At 67.4% G+C, this 21,083-nt stretch carries 22 protein-coding genes and 1 pseudogene; 12 read left to right on the top strand and 11 right to left on the bottom strand.

All coding sequences use genetic code 11. From position 1 onward, the window contains the following. Positions 1-153: 153 nt before the first annotated feature. Positions 154-756 carry a TetR/AcrR family transcriptional regulator gene (locus AMYNI_RS0136755; protein ID WP_026361391.1) on the top strand — a complete coding sequence of 201 codons (603 nt, stop codon included), beginning with the start codon at positions 154-156 and terminating at the stop codon, positions 754-756. 172 nt (positions 757-928) lie between these two features. Then, a complete protein-coding gene (locus AMYNI_RS46235) occupies positions 929-4,252 on the top strand; it encodes an AfsR/SARP family transcriptional regulator (protein ID WP_020673120.1) in 3,324 nt (1,107 codons plus the stop codon). Between the two features lie 27 nt (positions 4,253-4,279). Here AMYNI_RS46235 and AMYNI_RS0136745 read toward each other — a convergent pair whose 3' ends face one another. Genes AMYNI_RS0136745 through AMYNI_RS49405 form a run of 3 tightly spaced genes read right to left on the bottom strand, consistent with a single transcriptional unit; the run spans position 4,280 to position 5,581 of the window. Next, the gene (locus tag AMYNI_RS0136745; RefSeq protein ID WP_026361390.1) at positions 4,280-4,621 is read right to left on the bottom strand and encodes a hypothetical protein; all 342 of its coding nucleotides are present in this window, start codon (positions 4,619-4,621) and stop codon (positions 4,280-4,282) included. Between the two features lie 20 nt (positions 4,622-4,641). Next, the gene (locus AMYNI_RS0136740; RefSeq protein WP_157357621.1) at positions 4,642-5,106 is read right to left on the bottom strand and encodes a hypothetical protein; all 465 of its coding nucleotides are present in this window, start codon (positions 5,104-5,106) and stop codon (positions 4,642-4,644) included. Between the two features lie 13 nt (positions 5,107-5,119). After that, positions 5,120-5,581 (bottom strand): hypothetical protein, encoded by a 462-nt coding sequence (locus AMYNI_RS49405; RefSeq protein ID WP_157357620.1) that lies wholly within the window; start codon positions 5,579-5,581, stop codon positions 5,120-5,122. 258 nt (positions 5,582-5,839) lie between these two features. On the opposite strand from AMYNI_RS49405, the gene AMYNI_RS49400 reads away from it, so the two are divergent. From AMYNI_RS49400 to AMYNI_RS0136725, 4 genes are all read left to right on the top strand, one after another. Then, positions 5,840-6,274, top strand: a complete 435-nt coding sequence (locus tag AMYNI_RS49400) for a hypothetical protein (protein ID WP_157357618.1) — start codon at positions 5,840-5,842, stop codon at positions 6,272-6,274. A gap of 71 nt (positions 6,275-6,345) precedes the next feature. After that, positions 6,346-6,888: a hypothetical protein gene (locus AMYNI_RS49395; protein WP_157357616.1), complete on the top strand. Its 543-nt coding sequence runs from the start codon at positions 6,346-6,348 to the stop codon at positions 6,886-6,888. Between the two features lie 130 nt (positions 6,889-7,018). Continuing rightward, positions 7,019-7,399 (top strand): hypothetical protein, encoded by a 381-nt coding sequence (locus tag AMYNI_RS0136730; RefSeq protein WP_020673116.1) that lies wholly within the window; start codon positions 7,019-7,021, stop codon positions 7,397-7,399. A gap of 52 nt (positions 7,400-7,451) precedes the next feature. Further along, positions 7,452-7,844 carry a hypothetical protein gene (locus AMYNI_RS0136725; protein WP_020673115.1) on the top strand — a complete coding sequence of 131 codons (393 nt, stop codon included), beginning with the start codon at positions 7,452-7,454 and terminating at the stop codon, positions 7,842-7,844. On the opposite strand, the gene AMYNI_RS0136720 is transcribed toward AMYNI_RS0136725, so the two are convergent. Then, positions 7,841-9,082 (bottom strand): M48 family metalloprotease, encoded by a 1,242-nt coding sequence (locus AMYNI_RS0136720; RefSeq protein WP_157357614.1) that lies wholly within the window; start codon positions 9,080-9,082, stop codon positions 7,841-7,843. The genes AMYNI_RS0136725 and AMYNI_RS0136720 overlap by 4 nt on opposite strands. 379 nt (positions 9,083-9,461) lie before the next feature. On the opposite strand from AMYNI_RS0136720, the gene AMYNI_RS49390 reads away from it, so the two are divergent. Continuing rightward, positions 9,462-9,599, top strand: coding sequence for a hypothetical protein (locus AMYNI_RS49390; protein ID WP_157357612.1), 138 nt, complete (start codon positions 9,462-9,464; stop codon positions 9,597-9,599). An 84-nt stretch (positions 9,600-9,683) separates the two neighbouring features. On the opposite strand, the gene AMYNI_RS0136710 is transcribed toward AMYNI_RS49390, so the two are convergent. Further along, entirely contained in the window at positions 9,684-10,835 is a 1,152-nt protein-coding gene (locus AMYNI_RS0136710; protein WP_020673112.1) for an FAD-dependent monooxygenase, read from the bottom strand. 119 nt (positions 10,836-10,954) lie between these two features. On the opposite strand from AMYNI_RS0136710, the gene AMYNI_RS0136705 reads away from it, so the two are divergent. Next, positions 10,955-11,290 (top strand): ArsR/SmtB family transcription factor, encoded by a 336-nt coding sequence (locus tag AMYNI_RS0136705; RefSeq protein ID WP_020673111.1) that lies wholly within the window; start codon positions 10,955-10,957, stop codon positions 11,288-11,290. Positions 11,291-11,393: 103 nt separating this feature from the next. Here the strand turns inward: AMYNI_RS0136705 and AMYNI_RS0136700 are convergent, their stop codons facing one another. Further along, the gene (locus tag AMYNI_RS0136700) at positions 11,394-12,035 is read right to left on the bottom strand and encodes a TetR/AcrR family transcriptional regulator (protein ID WP_020673110.1); all 642 of its coding nucleotides are present in this window, start codon (positions 12,033-12,035) and stop codon (positions 11,394-11,396) included. Between the two features lie 119 nt (positions 12,036-12,154). Between AMYNI_RS0136700 and AMYNI_RS0136695 the strand changes: the two genes are divergently transcribed. Both AMYNI_RS0136695 and AMYNI_RS46230 read left to right on the top strand, forming a co-directional pair. Continuing rightward, complete coding sequence (locus tag AMYNI_RS0136695; RefSeq protein ID WP_020673109.1) at positions 12,155-13,156, top strand: substrate-binding domain-containing protein; 1,002 nt, start codon at positions 12,155-12,157, stop codon at positions 13,154-13,156. A gap of 250 nt (positions 13,157-13,406) precedes the next feature. Next, a complete protein-coding gene (locus AMYNI_RS46230) occupies positions 13,407-13,781 on the top strand; it encodes an SPW repeat domain-containing protein (RefSeq protein ID WP_020673108.1) in 375 nt (124 codons plus the stop codon). A 15-nt stretch (positions 13,782-13,796) separates the two neighbouring features. Here AMYNI_RS46230 and AMYNI_RS0136685 read toward each other — a convergent pair whose 3' ends face one another. Then, a complete protein-coding gene (locus AMYNI_RS0136685; protein ID WP_020673107.1) occupies positions 13,797-14,648 on the bottom strand; it encodes an SDR family oxidoreductase in 852 nt (283 codons plus the stop codon). Between the two features lie 75 nt (positions 14,649-14,723). After that, entirely contained in the window at positions 14,724-14,951 is a 228-nt protein-coding gene (locus tag AMYNI_RS0136680; protein ID WP_020673106.1) for a hypothetical protein, read from the bottom strand. A gap of 293 nt (positions 14,952-15,244) precedes the next feature. Between AMYNI_RS0136680 and AMYNI_RS0136675 the strand changes: the two are divergent. Next, positions 15,245-15,580 (top strand): annotated as a pseudogene (locus tag AMYNI_RS0136675) (selenide, water dikinase SelD); the annotation flags it as partial. Positions 15,581-15,598: 18 nt separating this feature from the next. On the opposite strand, the gene AMYNI_RS0136670 reads toward AMYNI_RS0136675, so the two are convergent. Beyond that, positions 15,599-16,339 carry a GAF and ANTAR domain-containing protein gene (locus tag AMYNI_RS0136670; protein ID WP_020673104.1) on the bottom strand — a complete coding sequence of 247 codons (741 nt, stop codon included), beginning with the start codon at positions 16,337-16,339 and terminating at the stop codon, positions 15,599-15,601. A 352-nt stretch (positions 16,340-16,691) separates the two neighbouring features. Here AMYNI_RS0136670 and AMYNI_RS49385 point away from each other — a divergent pair, with 352 nt between their 5' ends. Continuing rightward, positions 16,692-18,803 (top strand): ATP-binding protein, encoded by a 2,112-nt coding sequence (locus AMYNI_RS49385; RefSeq protein ID WP_169515799.1) that lies wholly within the window; start codon positions 16,692-16,694, stop codon positions 18,801-18,803. Positions 18,804-18,857: 54 nt separating this feature from the next. On the opposite strand, the gene AMYNI_RS46225 is transcribed toward AMYNI_RS49385, so the two are convergent. Both AMYNI_RS46225 and AMYNI_RS0136655 read right to left on the bottom strand, forming a co-directional pair. Next, positions 18,858-19,517 (bottom strand): response regulator transcription factor, encoded by a 660-nt coding sequence (locus AMYNI_RS46225; protein WP_020673102.1) that lies wholly within the window; start codon positions 19,515-19,517, stop codon positions 18,858-18,860. Positions 19,518-19,608: 91 nt separating this feature from the next. Then, complete coding sequence (locus tag AMYNI_RS0136655) at positions 19,609-21,024, bottom strand: helix-turn-helix domain-containing protein (protein WP_020673101.1); 1,416 nt, start codon at positions 21,022-21,024, stop codon at positions 19,609-19,611. Positions 21,025-21,083 lie beyond the last annotated feature (59 nt).

The raw sequence follows: 21,083 nt of genomic DNA, 5'->3' as shown, positions 1-21,083 counted from the left end.
GGTGTGCGGGCGCACCCCGTGTCGCGGCCAGCCTGCCCGATCGCCCTTTCAGTTCGGTGTCACACGCCACCGTCCCTTGTGGACCCGGATAGCGCGATCGCGAGCAGGCTCGACGGGAACAGGACGTCCCGTTTTACCTGATAGTGTCAGCTCATGTCGATAACGTCGCCACCGCGTCGGCAGGCTCGTTCTCGGCAGGCGATCCTGCGTGCCTGCCTCGAACTGTGCCAGGAGGTGGGGTTCGGCCACACGACCATGGACGGCATCGCACGGCGCGCCGGAGTCGGCAAGCAGACGATCTACCGATGGTGGCCGTCGAAAGCGGCGGTCGTCATGGAGGCGATCAACGAGCAGGCCGAGAACGCGATCAGCATGCCGGACAGCGGTGACATCGTGGCCGACCTGCGCAGCCAGATGCGCTCCGTGGTCGCGTTCCTGGCCGGCGATATGGCAGAGACCGTCGCCGGGGTGATCGGCGCCGCCCAGACCGACCCGGCGCTCGCGACGGCACTGCACGAGATCGCTGTGGAGCCACACATAGCCAGGAGCCACAAGCGGCTGGAGGCAGCACGGCGACAAGGGCAGATCCGCGCCGACACCGATCTGGACGCGATCGTCGAGCTGCTGTTCTCGCCGCTGTACTTCCGGCTGTTGCTGCGCGCCGAGCCCGTGTCCGAGGCCCAGGTCGATGCGACACTGGACATCTGCTTCACCGGGCTGCGCCCAGAGCAGCCTCGACCAACGAACAACGCTTAACCCCACTCCCCCTGGTCGCCGGTTTGCCGGGGCGCGACTTCCGCGAAAAACGAGACGTCACGTTTTATGCTTGCTAGGGTCGACGCATGCCGATCCCTTCCGCACCGCCCCGACAGGCTCGTTGCCGGCAGGCGGTCCTCGAACCCGGCCTCGGTCCGTAGGGACACCGACCATGACCTACTCGTTCCAGGTGCTCGGACCTCTTCGGGTCACCGCGGACGGCCGGGAGGCGGCGGTTCCGGGCGGCAGGGTGCGCACCCTGCTCGCCGGGTTGCTGGCGCGCGCCAACGTGTCGGTGACCGTCGATCAGCTGGCGGCCTGGCTGTGGGACGACGGCGACCTGCCGGCGAACCCGAAGGCCGCGGTGCACACCTACGTCAGCCGGCTGCGCGGCGCGCTCGGTGACGACCTGATCGGCACCACCTCCGGCGGCTACCGCATCACCGTCGACGAGCACCATCTCGACCTCGCGCGGTTCACCTCGCTGCTCGACCAGGCGCGCCGCGCGGAGCAGCAGGGCGGCGACCTCGCCGCCGCGGCTGCCCTGTTCGCTGCTGCGCTGGGGTTGTGGCGGGGTGAGCCGTTCGGTGGTGTGCGCTCCGAAGCACTCCTGCGCGACGAGGGGGTGCGGCTCAGCGAGCAGCGTTTCGCCGCGCGATGCCGGTGGGCGGAGGTGCGGTCCTCGCTCGGCGAGCACGAAATCGTCATCACCGAACTGACCGCCCTGTGTGGTGAGTACCCGCTCCGGGAGGATCTGCGCGAGCTGCTGATGATCGCGCTGTACCGGGCAGGCCGCCGGGCCGACGCGCTGGAGGAGTACCGGCGCGCGAGCCGGCTGCTCGCCGACGAGCTCGGCCTGGATCCCTCACCCTCGCTTCGCCGGGCGCGCCAGGCGATCCTCACCTCGGACCCGAGGCTGGAGATCGCCGCCCCGCCCCGGCCGGGACGCACGCCACCGGTCACCCCTGCCGAGCTGCCGGCGGCGACCGCGGGGTTCACCGGCCGGGACGCCGATCTCGAACGGCTGGACCGGCTTCTGCTCGGTGAGGCACCTGGGGTCGGCCTGGCACTGGTCGTCGGCACGGCGGGCGTGGGCAAGACCGCACTCGCCGTGCACTGGGCGCACCGCGCCACCGACCGGTTCCCCGACGGTCAGCTCTACCTCAACCTGCTCGGATTCGCCCACCAAGCCCCGGTACGCACACTCGAGGCACTCACCGGCCTGCTCGGCTCACTCGGGGTCGCCGCGGAACAAGTGCCGGCCGACATCGACCGGGCCGCCGCGCTCTACCGGAGCGTGCTGGCCGACCGCCGGATCCTGATCCTGCTGGACAACGCCGCGACCGCCGAGCAGGTGCGCCCGCTGTTGCCGGGCTCGCCAGGCAGCGCGGTCGTGATCACCAGCCGAGACCGGCTTCCCGGGCTCGAGGCCAGTCATGGCGTGCGCGCCGTCCGGCTCGACCCGCTCCCCCCGGCCGAAGCGCACACGGTGCTGCGAAACGGCATCGGGGAGGCCGCCCAACATGAACCCGCGGCCGTGGCCACGCTCGCCAGGCTCTGCGCCTACCTGCCGCTGGCACTGCGCATCGCCGCTGTCAACGCGACCAGCGGTGGCCGAAGCATCGCTGACTACGCGGCCGATCTCCGCGCCGCGGGCCTGAGCGCGCTCGAGGTGGACGACGACCCCTCCTCCGCGGTGCGCCCGGCCTTCACGCACTCCTACCAGCGGCTCAACGCCCGCGACCAGCGAATCTTCCGGTTGCTCGCGGCGGCACCAGGGCCCGACTTCACCCCGGACGCGGTCGCCGCCATCGCGGGCATCAACCGGGCCGAGGCCGTGGACTCACTGCAAGCGCTCACCAAGGCGCACTTGGTCGACGACCTGCCATGCGGCCGCTTCGCCCGCCACGACCTACTCCGCTCCTACGCCGCCGAGCTGGCGAGCACCGACGACGGCCTCGACCAGGCGCGACAACGGCTACTCGACTGGTACACCCACAGCGCCGACGCCGCGGCCAAGCTGCTCGACCCGCTCCACATCCGGCTACCACTGCCACCCGTACCCACCGCGATCTCACCCGTCCAGCCTCGCAGCGCCATCGACGCCGTCGAGTGGCTCGACCACGAACGCGACAACCTGGTCGCCGCGGTCACGCACAGCGCCGCGCACGGCCCCCACGACCGAACCTGGCGACTCGGCGCAACGCTGCGCGGATACTTCGCGAACAACCGCCGGCTCAACGAATGGCAGCTGACCGCGCACGCCACCGAAATCGCCGCCAAGGCCGACGGCGACCCGCTCGGCGCGGCCGCCGCCGCGGTGAACACGATCCACCTCCACACCCACAACGGCGGTAACCCGCTGGTGATCGACCTCGGCGACGCCGCACTGCGACTGGTGCGCGCGGTCGGCTGGACTGACGCGGAAGGCTCCCTGCTCACCGCGATCGGGCTCGCCCACCAGAATCTGGGAAACCTGACGGTCGCCCTGACCTTCCACCAGCAAGCACTCGCCCTGCCGCCCGGTCGAGGATCCCACGCGGCGGGCAGGCAGCAGGTCGCACTCGATCATCTCAGTACCGTCTACGAACTGATGGGGCGCCTTGAGGACGCGGTCACCCACGCCCGCCTCGCGCTTGAGCTGTGCGACCGGACCAACGACGACATCGGCCGCGCGCTCGCCCAGTTCGCGATCGGCACCGCCGAACACCAGCGCGGCAACTTCGCCACCGCGGCGACCCACCTCATCGACTGCCTGGCGCTCGCCCGCCGCCTGCCACACCGGGCGACCGAGGTCCTCGGGGCCATGGCGCTGTCCCGTCTTCACTGCGACCGCGGCGACCTCGACGCCGCCCGCGCACACGCAGACCTCAGCGTGGCCATCGCCCACGAACTGGCCGATCTCCCACGACAGGTCCGCACCCTCAACGCCCGGGCCGGCATCGACCTCGTGGACGACCGGATCGACCACGCGAACGAGCGCTACCACCAGGCGCTCCACATCGCCGACCACGCCGGCATCCAGCAGGCGCGGGTCGAGACCCTGGTCGGTCTCGCCCACGTCAACCGGCGACGAGGAAACCTCGACCACGCCCGCGCACTCGCCGAAGAAGCCCTCACCTCGGCGCGCACCGTCGGCTGCCTCGGCCACGGCATCCGGGCACACATCGCGCTCGCCCGAATCCACCTGGAAACACACCGCAACCGACATCCGCTCAACAGAACCGCGTCACTGCGACTGGCCGACGAGCACGCCCGCCGCGCCATCACCACCAGCACCGAAACCGGCCACCGCGTCGAACACGCCCGCGCACTCGCCTGCCACGCCGCCATCCTGACCGCCCTCGGCAATCCACCCCGCGACACGGCCGCTGCGCTCCACCGCGACATAGGGCTGTGCACGAACTGGCTCAGCGAAATCCGCTCCCCCAGCACCGAACGGCGGCCGGCCGCACGCGGCAGGGCCGTGCTGGGCACGGCCCTGCCGGAGCACTGAAGAAGATGCGCGTGGCATCAAGGGTGATCACCAAACACAGAGCCATGCCTCGCCGTCGAACCCGTCGGTGATACAGGCGAGGTTGCCGTAGGGCAGTTCCGAAGTGGTTGCCCAGCCCCAGCCGGAATCGACGAATTTGTTTCCGGCGGGATCGCTGATTCGAATGAAGATTTCGCGATCTGCCGGCCCCGCACCCGAGGCCCATGCGCCGTCGATTTCATAGTTGATGCAAATCTCCCAAGCGCCGGTCACGTCCTTAGTGCACGGCCCAGCCGAGGCATTGACCTCGTCGGCGACCGCGACGCCGGCACCGCCCACCAGCGCTGCCGCCGACATGGCCAGCACGGCGATAGCCTTGTTCACTCTCATCACACACAGCTCCCTCGAGGTTAGGGGTAGTAGACGATCCCGTCGGCGTCGACCTGCGGCCCACCGGGTCCACGAGCAGGACTGGCGACGAAACGGTACTCGCCACCGCTGGTATGAAACACCAGATCATCCGGCCCGTCGCACCTGTTAGCGGTCTGCGTGCCGATTTCCGACCAGAACCACCCATTCCATCGTTCCAGGCGGAAATTCATACTGCTGCACGGGTTGTTAGGTACATCGTCATATACGTTATTGACCTTGATATTCGTCCAGCCGACCTGATTGGAGACCCAGGTTCGGGACGTAATGTCACCTGCCGCCAGAAGCCACCAGTCGAACTGGGCAGCAAGGCTCGACGCCTGCCGGTCACTCGACGTTGCGGTGGCGTTCGACGCCGTGTTCGTGGTCGCGAACGCCGTTCCTCCGGTCAGCCCGAGGGCCGCGGCGATAGTCAGCGACACCAGGGTTTGCCGCGCAATCTTCATAGCATCCACCTGATCAATCGCGGGTTGAGTCGCCGACAAAATCACAGCGCGGAACATTCGGGAGTACGTCATCCGGGTAGTCGATGAAATGACTGGCCACCCAAACCGCGCGCCACCCGGTGACCGCACCGAAGACCTTGACCCAATAAGGGTTGCCACCCACAATTTCCCCAGGCCGCTGACACATGACAATCAGATCGTCCCCGCGGTTGATCGTGGCGAATATATCCGGACAGGCCCCGACACTCGGGAAATTCTCACACCGCTTCCAGTCAGCGACGCTGTCCCGGCCGTTGACACCGTAGGCCCACACTGTGTAGTGCGGCTCGCGCACCTCGGATTTTCCGGTTGCGACACCAACGGACTCTTGCGCATGTGCCACCGTGGCGACCATCGAAAACATTACCGCTACAACCATTAAAAAGAAAGTCACAATAGTTCGACGCACAGTCACTCCCCTCTGCAGGATATCCACTCTTGGTTATCCTCGCACTTCAGCATATCCAGCGGTTCTTTCGATCCACTTTCGCAACACTGACAGTTCGCCTAGACGTGAATCCTCCCGCGCCGCGGGCCTTCACCGGCGGCGTATCTGTGCACTGGCCCGACTGGGGGCGTCGGCAGGTCAGGGCGGTCCGGCTGCGACCGACAGCAACCTGAAAACAATCTGTCAGTGCGTTCAGGCAGAGTTTTTGCCGACACCAAGTACAGATCTTCAGGAAAGGGGTGGCCAATGACGCGCCTGTTGAGCAGGCTCGTTGGATACGGCCTCGTCGCCGTCTCCGCGGGGGGACTGTTGGTTGGCGGCGCTGGGGCCGCGAGTGCGACCAGTGATAATGGCGCAGCGCCCGCTGGGGCGGCGCCGGCGGACTGTTCCGCTGGCGCGATCGCCGATGTTGTCGATCCGCGTCCGAACAGTATGTACGGTGCCGGCTGGGTGAATTGTCAGCAGTCGGTGTCCCGTCTCACCGTAATGGTCAGTCTGTACCAGGGAGGACAGCGAGTCGGTGGCGGTCGCAAAGAATGTGCGACGCCGCCCGTGCTTGGCTGCGGAGCGAACACCGACGAGATCGTCGACCAGTGGCCCGGCCTGCAGCCGTGGCAAGCACAAGTCTGGATCATCGGCGACTGGAACGGAGAAGCGTGGAGTGGGATCTACGAGCATTAACTCGGCCAAGCGAGAGTTGCCGCAACCACAACAGTGCTCCAACCAGTCAATATAAACATGAAAGGGGTATCATGAGCATCGGACTACGACGGCGCCTGCTGACGATAATCGCAGCCGGGGCGACGACAGTTGGAATCGGACTCGTCTTCCCGCATAATGCCCATGCGTACTGGCACTTCCCTCCAGACCCGCAAAGGATCGCAGCAAACTCCAACAATCTCCTACAATTCAACCACTGGGGATTCGATCCACCCGACACTTGCCAGACACAGCATTCCTGGCTACTGGGCGGCGGGGTGTTGACGGGCGACGTAAATCAGGACGGCATGTTAGTTCATGAGGTGATTATTGAGTCCGTTGGTCCCAGGGCATCACGGGATCTGGGCTGGCATGAAGTTGGGAAATTCTACGACGTTCCACTCGACAATTTCAACGGTCGCTTCTTTGCTATCCCCGATGGAGTACGTACTATCTACACCATCGGCAAGCGAGTACCACTCAACCAGAAGTTTGAGCTGTCAGTGCGACCCAAGGGAAACTGGTACGAGGGTGAAGGTGAGTGGTGTGGGGGTGGCGGTAGACACCTCGCCCCGTGGGATATCATCGCTGTGTAGCAGTCGATATCCGCCGCGCCTGGCTTCGGCCATGAATGCTTGCCAGTCGATCATCCGCTGAGGAACCCGGAGATATCCGTGCTCAGGCACACCGTTGAGGTTGCCGTGGGTGTTTGGATAGAATGTTCGGGTGACCACTCCCGAGCCACTGCCCTATGAGGTGACGCATCACCCGTCCTACAACCGGGTCGCCGCGAAGGAGGCAGAGGTGCGGATCCTGCCGGACGAGCAGGATCCGGAGGAAATCATCATTGAAGGTCCGTGCGTGCGGTGCCGGCATGCGGCGGCGTTCCGGGAACCGATTGTGTCATACCGGGATGCGAACTGGGCGCCGATCCGGGACCGGCTGTTCGACAAGGCGATGCGGGCTGCTGCTGCAACGGGTGGACCGTCCAAACGCGAGGTCACAGTGTATTGCTGCTGCCGGAGCCATCATCCCGGTGCACCGCGCGGCGAGGGTTGCGGCGCCTACTGGACGCTGAACGTGGAATGGGGGAATCCGGATGGTTAAAGTCACCCCAGGGGCGTCCGCTACTCCGAGTGATTTACGCCGGGCCGAGGAGTTGCAGGATCTGCAGGCGGGCGAGCTGGACGCGGTGCGGGCACAGGCGGAGAAGTGGCGCAATGGGCTCGGTGGCCTGGTCGCCCTGACGACCGTGGTCGCCTCGATTCGTGGTGCCGGCGGCGCAGCAACGCTGGACACCGCTGGCAAGATCGTCGCCGGGGCCCTGTTGTTGTTCGCGGTCGCGATCAGCGCCATCGGTGGCTTTGTCGCGATGCGGGCAGCGTACGGGTTCCCGGCCCGTCGCCTGGCTGAGGCGTCGCTGGATGAGCTGATCACGCGGCGTCGGGATCGGCTGCGCCGTGCGTGCCGGGACCTGCGCCGCGCCGTCGTGATGGCCTACGTGTCGCTGACGATGGTGCTCGGCTCGCTGGGCATTACCTGGTTCGCCTAGCTCTCCCAGACCGCGGCCGGGCGGACACCGTCGGCATGGGCTACTTTCAGAAATGGCGCAACGTCCTCTTCCCACAGCAGGTCCATAATGTCGCGGACCGCGTGCAGGCCCTTCTCAATCTGACTCCATGCGCGGTCGCTGGCGGCCTTGCCAACCTTCTTTTCGAGGTCCGTATGGAAAAGGAAGTCGAGGGCTGTCCTTCTGGCGTGAAAGAGCGCGACCTGATGTTTCTCTGCGTCCTGCAAGCCGTGCTCATCGCCAGTGCGCAGCAGCGAGATTGCCTTCAGCGCGATCTCGTTGGCGCATAGGAAAAGTTCGACGCCCCAGTAGGTGAAGTTGATGTCGTAGCCCGCTTTGCCCATGATGTCGGCGGTGAGGTCGAGACCGATGCGATCGGCCTTCATTTCCAGACCCATCGCCCACCGCGACAGAGATACGCGCTCTCCGTCGACGCCGGTGACATCGCGGCGCCCATCGCGCAGATGCCCATCCAACACGTGGGCGTACTCGTGAGCGAGAGCGAAGGTCTGCGCGGACTGCATGATGATCCCGTAGAGGCGCTCGGTCGCCGGCGGCACGCGGTAGGATTCGGCGGAGGACGCGCGACCAGTGGTGGCATAGTGGAACACCACGCTGGCGAAGCGTCGCGATGGTTCCCGGGTGCTCTGAAGGTGTGCGCGCACATCGTCGATGTTGGTGGCGTAACACAGGATCCCGTTCGGAGCCGGGGGCCCGGTGGGTATAGCCAGTGCCACCGCCTTGCTGAATTGAAACAGGAACTGCATCAGCTCAGTGTCTACAAGCACGATGTGGTCGCCGGTGTGCGGCGCCCGGATCGTGCGGGCATTCACATGGCCGTACTCCATGAGCGCGAACAGCGGCGGGTTGTCCGCGTTCGGCCACCGCCCGAGGCGCGCCACAGCTTCATCGATCTCGGCCGCACAGAGCTGGACTTTCTGATGGTGTGAGCCTTCGAACTGTGTCGGGGGCCGGATCGAGGAGGCGACCTCCGCGAAGTACCGGCTCAAATCGGCAAGCTCGGCTTCGGTCAGGTTCGGCCGCATTGAGCGGATGGCCTCGTTGTTCAGCGGCACCTGTGGAGGTCGACGCTGGCATATGCCTTCCTGTAGTCGCTCCAGAAACGTCATGGTATCGGGATTGGGCTCGCGGCGGCGTAGACGAACCCGCCGAAGGAACTCGTAATCCTCGTCGTCCGACCGCACCGACAATGGATCCATGAGTGCATTGAACCAGAACCGCGGCCCGTTCGACGCCGTCGTGACAAAACGGAAGCGTCCCTCACAGCCTCAACAACCCATCGAGTGAATGGGTGTGCGACGGCAGTCGTCCACGATGCCGGTGCCGTCCGGAGTAGCCGGTGGAGACGACTTCCAGGCACCCGTGGACCCCTGTACTACTCGCTTGGCTTCACGCCGTTTCCCAACATCAGCTACACGAAGGCAATCCGAGCAAGGGGCCGTGCAGGAAGGCGGTCGCCAAGGTTGCTGCCAGGTGTGTCGAACACGCTCCCCCGATGAGCTGGTTCCACCCCAACGAACAAGGCCGAACCGCCTACGCGGCCGCCTTCACCGCAAGGGTTATCAGAAAGGCGAGAACATGAGATCTAGGATCAACCGGCTGGTCCGCGGGCTGACGGTCAGCCTGATGATGATCGGCGCGGTCACCGTCGCGAAACCGGTGGCCGCCGGCGCGGATGAAGCCTGCGGCCCCAGCATGGCCGCGTTCCCCAGATGAGTCTGCAAATACGTGCATTGGCACGTTGTAGCGCCGCTCGACCACTTGCGATGCGCCGCCGTCATCCGTCATGGGTTCCAGCTGCTACACGGTCTTTCCGTTTGCGGTTTCGCGAGAGGTGATCCGGTTCGTGCGACCGACCGCGCGGCCCACCGTGTTGCGTACCACGAGGCCTGGTCGGGTGCTGGGCACCATGAGTCTGGAGAGCAGGCCGACGCGTCGCTGCCGCGGTTGCACTTCGCGGCGGAGCCGCGACTCGTAGGCGGCGAAGGCGCGGGCGTGATCGCCGTGGTGGGAGGCGAGTTCTTCCGCGAGGGCATACGCTCCTGCCATCGCCCTGCTGGACCCGTCGCCCAGCAGGGCTGTGGCCGCCGCCGCGTCCCCGAGTAGTACGACCCGTCCGCGAGACCACGAGGGCATCCGGACGGTGGTCAGGGGGTCGAAGAACGGGGCCGGGTGGTCGAGGTACGCCGCCACGAGTTCCGGCGCCCGCCACCGCACGTCGGCGTACGTGTCGGCCACGGTTTGCTTGTGGAGAGCGATGTTTTTGCGGTCGTAGGGCGCCAGCCGTGCGGCCCGGAAGGTGAAGATCGCGAGCGGCGTGGTGCGCGACGGGTGGACGACCAGCATCCGGTTCGGCACGGTCAGCATCGTCAGCTCGCTCGGGTCGTCGATGGCGTCGGGTTCCAGCGGGACGGTCGCGCCGTATAGACCCAGGTCGCGCACGAACTGCCGCTCGGGCCCGAACACCAGACGCCGTATGGTGGAGTGCATCCCATCGGTACCGACCACCAAGTCGAAACGCCGTGGCGCGGACCGTCGAAAGGTGACGTTGGCCCCGCCTTCGTCCTGATCGACTGCGGTGACCGTGTCGTCGAACACGAACTCAGCATCGCCCCGCGCCGACCGGTGGAGTACCTCGGACAGGTCGGCCCGGGTCACCTCGACCGTCGGTGACCCTCCCGAGGAGGAGGGAAGTCGCAGGACTCGTTTGCCGGCCGGGTCGAGCAGGGTCAGCGACCGATTGCGGGTGGCGAGCTCCCGCAGCTGCGGGAGGATGCCCATGCGCTCGGCGACCGGGATCGCGGGACCCTTCACGACGATCGCGCTGCCACCGGAGCGCAGCTGCCGGGCATGCTCGACGACGGTCGGCCGGTATCCATTCCGGGCGAGCCAGTACGCGAGCGCGGGCCCGGCGATTCCGGCACCGACTATCAGCACCTCGGGCTTCTTCATGACAAGACCTCTCGGAGCGCCGACGACCACATTCCCGGCCGTCTAGGTACGATCAATTTCGTACTCGAGTAGAACACACCACTGAGGTACGATGCAAGACGTACCTGAAGGAGGTGTCCGTGGCCGGAACGAACCTGGTCGGCCCAGAGGTCGATGCGCTCGAGCTGGGCGTGGTGCTTCGCGCTCTCGCTGACGAGCACCGTCGTTCGGTGATGACTGAGTTGGCCGCCGACCGCACCGACAGCGAGCGAGGCTGCAACTCGTTCGCTCTCCCGATCTCGAAGCAGACCCAGACCCACCACTTCCGGGTCCTGCGCGAAGCAGGCCTCATCGACGAGATCGACTACGGCAACCGCAAGGGCATCCGCCTACGACGCTCGGACGTCGAGAGCAGATTTCCCGGACTGCTCGCACTCCTGGAAGCCGAACACCAGGACGGTACTGCTCCTCGCTGAACGGAGCCCCTCGTCTCGCGGCCGGTGCCGGCTGAGGCGCGCCTCCCTAGCCCCGACGGCAGACGACGGCCTGCATCGTGAACCTGCGGCAGTCGCGCGGCGTTCAGCGATGACCGCGAAGCAGGCCGGCGTCATTGAGTACGACGCGGACGTCGTGCGTGAAGCCGGCGATGTCGTCAAGTCCGAACGCCGTGTACTGCAGGACAAAACCGTGCAACAGCGCCATTACCACCCGCGCTCCGCGATCGGGATCCAGTTCGGCCGGCACGCTGCCCGTCCGCTGGCCGTTGCGTAGCGCGTCCGCGATGCGTCCGCGCACGTGCTCGAAGCCCGCTTCGGCCTGCTGCCGCAGTCCTGGGTGTCGGAGCAGTTCGCCCCACGCCTGAACGGCACAGCGCAGCAGCTCGTCAACGGGGATGGCCTGGCCCGCCCCGTCGACGGCGAGGTCACCGCTCACCGGGTCGATCGCCGCCGCGATCAGATCGGCAACCGTCATGTCGCCGGCCACGTCGACGAGGCGCTCGACGGGAGCGAACATCACCCGGAAGGCATCGCCCGCTATCTCGAGGATGATCTCTTCCTTGCTGGCGAAGTAGCGGTACGGGGCGCCGACCGACACACCCGCTTCAGCTGCGATGTCTGGCATCGAGGTCTGATGGAAGCCGTCACGCGAGAAGCAGCGACGGGCCGCCGCCACGATCTGCGACCGGTTCGCCGCCCGGCGTTCGGCGGTGATGCGTGGCACGGGTCACACCCTCTTCCCTTAGATGAATGACCATTCGCCTTGACCGTGACGGCGCCTCTCATCACTATAAAAGTGAAAGGTCATTCACGGAAGTGACCGGGAGGAGAGGGAGCCCTGTCATGACCGATCTGAAGCTCAAGGTGGGCGTCTACCGGTACGAGCACACCGAGCCGCTGTTCGACGGGCGGGTCGCGATCGACGGCGTCGACGCCACCCTGGACACCTCGCCGCTGATCTCCGACGTCTTCCACCGCATGGCCAAGGGAGAACTGGACATCGCCGAGTTCGGGCTGACCTACTTCCTGCGCTCATTCGATCTGGCCGACTCGCCCTTCCTGGCCCTGCCGATCTTCCCGAACCGCAACTTCCGCCACTCGTCGCTGTTCGTGAACATCGACAGCGGGATCGAACGGCCGGAAGATCTCGCTGGCAAGACGGTCGGCGAGTTCGCGCTGTACGGCTCCGACCCCGGTGTCTGGGTGAAGGGCGTCCTGGCCGACGAATACGGCGTGACGCCTGATCAGCTGGACTGGGTGATCGGCGGCACCGACCACCCCATCCCCTCGTTCGACTGGATCCCCCAGCCCGTGCCGGAGGGCGTTCAAGTCCGCCACACCGACGGTGACCAGACCTTGGCCGCCCTGCTCGAAACGGGTGAGCTCGATGCCCTTTTGTCGGTCGACGTGCCGCAAAGCCTGCTCAACGGCTCGACGAAGAAGATCCGGCGGCTGTTCGTCGACTACGAAGCGGTCGAACGGGACTACTACCGCCGTACCGGCATCTTCCCGATGATGCACGTCGTCGCGATCCGCCGAGAACTGGCCGCGGTGCCCGGTCTGGCGGAGTCGGTCTACCGGGCGTTCTGCCAAGCCAAGGACATCGTGCAGGAGCACTACCGGGCCAATGCCGCGAAGCAGCACATGGCCGTGATCACCCCCTGGTTCAGCGAGCTGTTCGCGGAGAACCGCGCGCTGCTGGGCGAGGACTGGTGGCCCTACGGCCTCGACGCCAACCGCAAGGCCGTCGACACTTTCCTGCGCTACCACCACGAGCAGGGCCTGTCCAAGCGGCTGCTCACTTCCGAGGACATCTTCGTCCCCGGCCTCCTCGACACCCCTTGAGCCCGGCTCGTCCCAGTGCGTGCTGGACGGAGCCGTCGTTGGCAGGCATGCGCACCTCGGCGACGTGTCGGCGTCGCAGGAAGCCTACGACCGCGCGAATCGAGGTTTGGCTCCCTCCGGGACGCGGAATCCGACAGGTTGGAGGTGAAAGACCATGACGAATGCCAGTACCGAGGTACGACCTGCGAACGCACGACCGCCACGGGAAGACGAGGAACGCGCGGCCGCGAGCGCTCCTGCCCTCCAGCGCGTGGGCGTGGGAAGCGGGCTGGCGCTGCTCGCCGGCCTGTACCTGATCCTGTCGCCGTGGGTGACCAGGTCGATCGACCATTTCGGGCTGGTTGCCAGCAACCTGATCACCGGTATAGCCGTGGCTTTGCTCGCGGTCGCGTTCGCGCGGTCGTTCGAGCGGCTTCGGTCTCTCGCCTGGGTGACACCGGTCATCGGCGTCTGGGTTATCGCCTCGCCGTGGCTGGTGTTCCGCGGCTCGGGACTCGCGCAATTGGAACTCGCAGGCGTGCCGGCGTTGAGCACCGCGGCCTGGCTGAGCGACGTGATCGCCGGGGTCGTCATCGTCGTCGCCGGGATCGCCCTGGTCTCGGCAGCACGCACAGCGAGCCGGTAACCCGCCTCGTCACCGTCAGCCCGGTGTGGTCTCGCCGCCCAGCGCCGCCAGCACCTCGCCGGTGTAGTACGAGGAGAGCTGGTTCGCCGCCAGGAACACGTAGCTGGGCGCCAGTTCGTCCGGCTCCGCGGGGCGCTGGTACGGCACCTGCTTGCCGAAGTCGGCGGCCTTCTCCGGCGAAAAGGTGGACGGGATCAGCGGAGTCCACACCGGGCCTGGAGCGACGCAGTTGACCCGGATCCCGCGCTCCACCAGCGCCATCGCGTAGGTCCAGGAATGCACGGCACCCTTGGTGGCCGAGTAGTCGATCAGCGATTTGTTGCCGCGCAGCCCGTTCACCGACCCGGTGTTCACGATCGCGCTGCCGGGACCGAGATGCGGCAAGGCCGCCTTGGTCACCCGGAAGTAGCTGTGGATGTTCACCTCGAACGTGCGCATCCACTGCTCTTCGGTCAGCTCCTCCGGCCCGTCCAGCGGCCGCTGCATCGCGACGTTGTTGACCAGCAGGTCCAAGCCGCCCAGGTTGTTCACCGTCTGCTCGACGACGTCCCGGCAGTGCCCGGCACCCCCGAGGTCGCCGGGCAGCAGCAGGCATCGGGCACCCTCGCCGCGCACGATGGCCGCCGTGGCCTCCGCGTCCTCGTGCTCGGACAGGTACGCGATGGCGACGTCCGCGCCTTCCTTCGCGAAGGCGATCGCCACCGCACGGCCGATACCGGAATCGCCACCGGTGATCAATGCCCGGCGGCCATCGAGCAGGCCGCGACCGGTGTACCCGGCCATCCGGTCCCGCGGGCGCGGATCCATCTCCCCGGTCGAGCCCGGCGGTTCCTGGGCCTGCCGGGGTTGTGGCGAACCGTCGGTCATCTAGCGACTCCTCCCGTTTCGGCTACCACGTCACCCACGTTGCCGACTGGACACGCTGAGTTCCGCCGTATGCCCTCAGCCGCTGAGCCGGTGAGCCAGGAGAGCCTTCGCCTGCTCGGCGCCCTTGCGGCTGTCCGCTTGGGCCTTGCGGAAGAACTCGGCCAGTTCGGTGTCCCCGTCGCGATCGGCGTCGGCGATGTAGGTTTGCAGCCGAAGTGCGTTGCTCAGACAGGCCTCGGTGAACCAAATGAGGTTGTAGTCCTTGTCCTGGGTACCGGTAACCCCGCCGGTTTCACTGCCCATGACTGGCCCCTTCCCTAGTTGCGTGCCATTACCTGGCCTGAATGCCCAAAAAACCGCACCGGTAATCCGGTAATGGCGGATCATCCCCGGCCGGCACGCTCGCGCTGCGGCACGACGACGTACTTGGGTCCCTTGCCGATTCGACCCCGGTCTGGTAAGCGCCGAACCGCATGCACAGCCCGGCTGCGAGGTGCGCCACGCCCGCGCCGCGAGCAGTGCCACGCCAGCGCCGGAGGTCAGCGCGCTGCCCGCGAACAGGACCGGCAGCTCCCGCTGGCCTTCGTGCCACGACGGTCACCGGCGTCGCTGATCCGGATCGCTTGCTGCGCAACGACGTCGGCCGTCCGGGAATGCCGCTGACGCTCACCAAGCCGCTCGGCATCGGCGTCCTCAACAACCGGCACAAGGCCACCGGTGAACGCTTCGAGCAGGCGATCGACACGATGACCACGCGCAACCTGGACTGGGTCCGCCCGCACGCGGACCTGTCGAGCATCTCCGATGACGACGCCCTGCTACTGGCGGACGCGCAAACCTCCGGCGGCCTGCTGCTGGCCGGGGAGCTTCCCGGCCAGCCGATCATCGGCGAACTGCTCCTCCAGTCGGAGCACACGATCGTCATAGGCTGACGATGAGCCGCCGGCGTCTCACGCCGCGGGGTCTTGGCCGGTGGCGCGGGTGATGAAGCGGGCGGCCAGCTCGCGGAGTTTGATGTTCTCCCGCTGGGACTGCTCCACGAGCAGGGTGAACGCCTCCTCGGCGGAGATCTGGCGCAGCGCCATCAGGATGCCCTTGGCCTGGTCGATCACCGCGCGGCTGGTCAACGCGGCCCGCAACTGCTCGGCAGTGTCCTGCGCCTGCTGATAGCGGCGGTAGACCCGCAACGCCGCGGTCGCGGCACCGGTGTAGAGATCGACCAGCTTCTCGTCCAGCTCGGCGAAACCGTGGCCGTAGGCGCTGTAGCAGTTGACCGCACCAGCCTGCCCGTCACCGATCACCAGCGGTGCGGACAGGAAGCTGCCGAACCCGGCCGCGGCCGCATCCTTCGCGAACACCGGCCACCGATCGGCGGCCTCGGCGATCGAGACCCGCACGATGTCCCCGGTCTGCGCGGCCTGCAGGCACGGGCCGTCGCCCTCGCGGTACTGGTCGCGGTCCAGCTCGGCCGCGATCTCGCTGGTCGTCGCGGCGGTCTCCGCCGAACCGTCGGTCACCAGGGTGACGGTGGCCTCGTCCACCCCCGGCACGGCACGGGTCACCTGCTCACACACCCGATGCAGCAGAACCTGGAAGTCGTCGACGCTGTCCAGCGCCATGGTCAGGGTTTCCAGCGCACCGGTGACCTCGTCGAGCACCACCGGCCACGCCTCATCCTGGCCGTGGACCATGACCAGCCCTCTTTCTGCCCCGTGCCGAACGAAGCAGGATCCGGCCGCACACGGAAGACAGGCGGAGCGAACCGAACAACACCACGACCAGGCACCGAGATATCCCCGGTGCCGGCTACCGGATGTGGTTCTTCCAGGCCCGCTGCTGGACAAGGAGGAAACGCACCGCACCCTCCCGCCGCGAGGCCCCTCCCATGTTCGCGCAAGGTCGGCATGCCACGAAGGTGACGCACCGTCGGACCGATACGCGCGAAAAACCTTCAACACCCCCCACCCTAGCCCCTGCAATTGCTGGTTGCCGGTTTCGCGGCCACTCGCACCCGGCGGGCCGGTGCTCGGGCAGACTGGCGCTATGGCGGGTACTCCGGAGGTGCAGAACCTGGTCAGCGGGCCGGCAGTGGGCAATGTCGTGCAGGCTGGGCAGATCGATACGGTGACCGTCGACCAAGCTGGCCGCCCTCCGGGCGTACCGCGGCAGCTGCCAGCTGCTTCCCACTTGTTCACCGGCCGAGAGGCCGAGTTGGAGTTGCTGACCGCGGCGCTCGACGCCGAACTCGAGCAGGGTTCTACGGTGGTGATCTCCGCGCTCGGCGGTGCCGGTGGGATGGGTAAAACCTGGCTGGCGTTGCACTGGGCCCACCAGCACCAAGATCGGTTCCCGGACGGACAGCTGTTCGTCGACCTGCGGGGGTTCGATCGCAGCGAGAACCCGATGCCGCCGCATGAGGCGGTACGAGGCTTTCTGGACGCGCTGGGGGTGGCGGCCGACGACATGCCGGTGGAACTTTCAGCTCAAGCCGGGCTGTACCGCAGTTTGCTGGCGAAGCGGCGGATGCTCATCGTGCTGGACAACGCACGTGACAGTGACCAGGTAACTCCACTGCTGCCAGGGGCTCCGGGGTGCACGGTCGTGATCACCAGCCGGAACCGGATGGCGGGACTGGTTACCACGCAGAGCGCCCGGCCGGTTGCCGTGGAAGCGCTCGACGAGCGGGAGTCGCGGGCGCTGCTGTCCCGCCGGCTCGGCGCTGAGCGGCTGGAAGCTGAGCCGGCCGCGGCGACCGAGCTGGTGCAGTGGTGTGCGGGTTTGCCCTTGGCGTTGAGCATTGTCGCCGGCAGAGCGGTGCTGGACCCGCAGATTCCGCTGGCGGACCTGGCGGCGGAGTTGCGCAGCACCTCCTCACGGCTGAGTGCGCTGGACGAGGGAACGTCAACCGCCTGTCTGGAAACGGTGCTGTCCTGGTCCTACCGATCACTAACTGATCCGCAGGCTGCCGTGTTCGTCCTGCTCGGGCTTGCTCCTGGCCCAGACATCAGCTTATCCGCCGCTGCCAGCCTTACCGGTCTGCCGGAGCGCGAGGTTTTCGCGGTACTCCGGTCACTCGAGCGCGTTTCGCTGGTGCAGCAACACACATCAAAGCGCTACCGGATGCACGACCTCGTCCGGCTGTACGCAGCGAAGCAAGCGCAGGCGGCCGACTGGGATCACGGCCTGCGCCGCCTAGTGACGTTCGCCTGCCACACCTCGCACGCCGCCGACTTGCTGATCGCCCCGAACCACGCTCCGATCGACCTCGACGAGCTAGTTAACGGTTGCGTACCTCAACAACTTGCCACCAGCGATGAGGGTTGGGCCTGGCTTGCCACCGAGCGCGCCAACCTGATGGCCACCCTTCAGCTGGCTCGGCAGATGTGCTGGTACTCAGCGGTGTGGCAACTCGCCTGGGCCATGACCACTTTCAACCTGAGACAGGGACATCTCCACGAGAACCTGGCGGCGTGGAAAGCAGGTTTGGCAGCCGCGCAGCACCTGCCAGACCCGCGTATCCGTACCCGGTCGTATCGCCACCGCGGCCGAGCCCATGCACAACTCGGCGAGCACGACGACGCACTCCGCCACCTGCAAGCAGGACTCGCCTGGGCCCACGAGCACGGTGACCGGTTGGGCGAGGCGCACACGCACCGTGCTGTCGCAGTGGCCTGGGGGGAGCGGGGAGAATATCGGAACGCACTGGATCACTCCGAACAGGCATTTCACCTGTACGAGCAGCTCGATGTTTCCGTCAGCGGTGCTCATGCGCTCAACGAAATTGGTTGGTACACAGCGAAACTGGGCAATCTTGAGCAGGCGCGTCAGCACTGCATCCAGGCACTGGAACACTGTCGGAACGAGGACGACCGCAGCGGTGAGGCGATGGCACTGCGCAGCATCGGCTACATCGCCCACCTCGCCGGCGACAGCGAGCATGCAGTCCGCAACTATGAGCAGTCCCGGTCGCTGTGCCAGGACCTTGGCGACGCCGCCACGGAAGCGTCTGTGCTCGATCATCTCGGCGACGCCATCGAAACCGCCGACGCAGCCGCGGCGCAAGAGGTGTGGCAGAAGGCACTCGACCTGTACCGCTCGCAAAGGCGCGCCGAGGACGTGCACCGCGTTCAGCAGAAGCTCACCACACTCGGCTGATCCGCCGCCAAAAATGTCACCTCCGGCTTATGGCGCCGGGTGCGGCCAGCGGGTTCACCGCAGCGCGGAGTCGCCCGCGGTTTCCTTGGTGCCGGGGTCGGGATCTAGCAGCCGGAGCCTGCCGACCCGCAGCCCGGCCTGGAAGCGAGTCTGCGAACTGAGTGCTTCGAGCAGCGCCCGGACCTGCCGCTGCACGGTGCGCAGGCCGACGCCGAGCTGGCGGGCGATCAACTTGTCGGTGAGGCCGGCGGCGAGCAGGATCATCAGCCGCGGGTCGCCTTGGCCCCGTCCCGTTGACTCCAGCGCGGCGAGCGGCACCGCGCCCTGCCACCACGTCTCGTACGCCGCGACCAGGGTGGCCACCAGGACGGGCCCGCGCACCAGCAGCACCTCGGACGACGGGCACGCGGCCAGCGGGAGCAGCGCCATGGCGCGGTCCACGATGACCATTTCGGTCGGCAGGTCGGCGACCACCCTGATCGTCTCGCCGCGTCTTGCCCGACGCCGCAGCTCGGCCAGCCGGTCCGGACAGCCGAGACAGCTCCGGTGCACGATGACCCGGCACGGCAGGCTGGTGCCACGGGTGGTGACGCCGAGCCGCCCGCCGGAGCCGAGCAGCCAGATCTCCCTGCTGGCCCCGCGCAGCATCCGCACCCAGCATTCCGTCGGGCGCCGGACCACCTGGACCAATAGGGCCGAGCCGTTCTCATCCATCGCGGGCCTCGTGACGTGAAGGTGCAGACCGTGTGTTTGCCTGCACGATAAGTCACGTTTTATTGCATCTCTTCGTACGAACCTTCAACTGTCAAGTCGTGTCAACACGCGTGCGCTCGGCTCGGAGCAGGTCGTCGAACGCACGCACTTCCGCCAGCCCGCCCCAGGTTCGCCACAGCCTGCCGCGCAGCCCGCGCAGCTCGGTGTTGATCAGCGTCGTGTCCAGTGCCACCGCCTCCCCCGCCACCGCGGCGGCGATCTGCACCGCGGAGTCCAGGATGCCGGAGCACGCGTAGGCGTCGGCCAGCCGCAGGGTGAGCAGCACCTCGCTCGGCCGCATCCGCGTCGACACGTTCGCCAGCGCCAGCTTGGCCGCGGTCAGCGCCGACCCGGCGGCACGCACGTCGCTGCCGAGCGCCGCGATGTCCCGGAACCCGGCGGACACGCTCGACTCGACGTATGCGTGCCCCTTGCGCCCGCAGAGCCATGGCGCGTCCAGCGGGTCGCCATCGGCACGGTCCAGCAGGTTCCGCACCGCCCAGACGTGCGCGGTCAGCCCGGCGAGGTCACCGGCCACCGCGCGGGCACGCAGCAGGTGGATCTCCGCGAGCACCTCGGCCCACCGCCTGCCGGCCCCGGCCACGCGCAAGGCCTCGGCATACCCGGCCGCGCACGGGGCATCCCGCTCCAGCCTGGCCACCAGGCTCATCCGGCCGAGGCATTCGCACACCGCCGGCACGTTGCCGGCCGCGCGGCCCCAGCCGACCCCGCGGTCGAACCACAGCATGCCGAGCCCGCGCTGGCCGAGCTCGACCCGCAGCCAGCCCGCCAGATGCGCGTACTGGGGGGCCAGGTACCGCAAGCCGGCCGCCGTCTTCCCGCCGGTGTGCGCGGCCAGCCGGGTCAGCGCGCGCAGGCACCGTTCGGTGGAGGCGATGGTGCCAGCCGCCCTGGTCTCCAGGTGAGCCTTGGTGAACGCGGCCAGCAGCACGGCGAAACCGTGCACGACCTCGGCGCCTGCGCGGTGGTGACCGGACGGCGCACCGGTTCGCAGGTGCGGGAGCAGGGCGTCCTCCTCCAGCACCGCCCGGCAGCCATCGGCGCCGTGCGCGGGACAGGTCACCCCGAACAGCGGCAGCCGAAGCCCGCGCAGCCCGGCCAGCTCGGGGAAGCCGAGCGGGCCCGGCGACGGATCCGGCCCGGACCCGCCCGGCACCGGTGCCTCGATCTGCGCGTCGTCCGGCGTCCCGCTGCGGGCGGAGACCACCACCCGCCACAGCGCGCTCAGCTCTCCTTCGGCGCCGAGCACCTGATCGGCGTGGCTGAGCAGCCGTGGCGGCGGCCAGCGCGCGCCGGACTCGATCTTGCTGATGAACGAGTGGTGGTAGCCGAGCCGCCTGCCGAGCTGGCGCTGGCTCAGCCCGGCGGCCCGCCGCCGGTGGCGCAGGCGGGAGCCGACGTGGGTGCGCAGGGTGCAGGACGGTTCAGCACGCTCGGACATCGCCATGTATGCCTCCGTCGTCGCATCGTATTGGGTGCGACGGAAGCTGGGCCAGACCGTGCGGA

Origin of the sequence: Amycolatopsis nigrescens CSC17Ta-90 (assembly GCF_000384315.1) — a bacterium.
In the GTDB taxonomy this organism is placed as follows: Bacteria; Actinomycetota; Actinomycetes; order Mycobacteriales; family Pseudonocardiaceae; genus Amycolatopsis; species Amycolatopsis nigrescens.
This window is presented reverse-complemented; position numbering and strand designations above follow the sequence as displayed.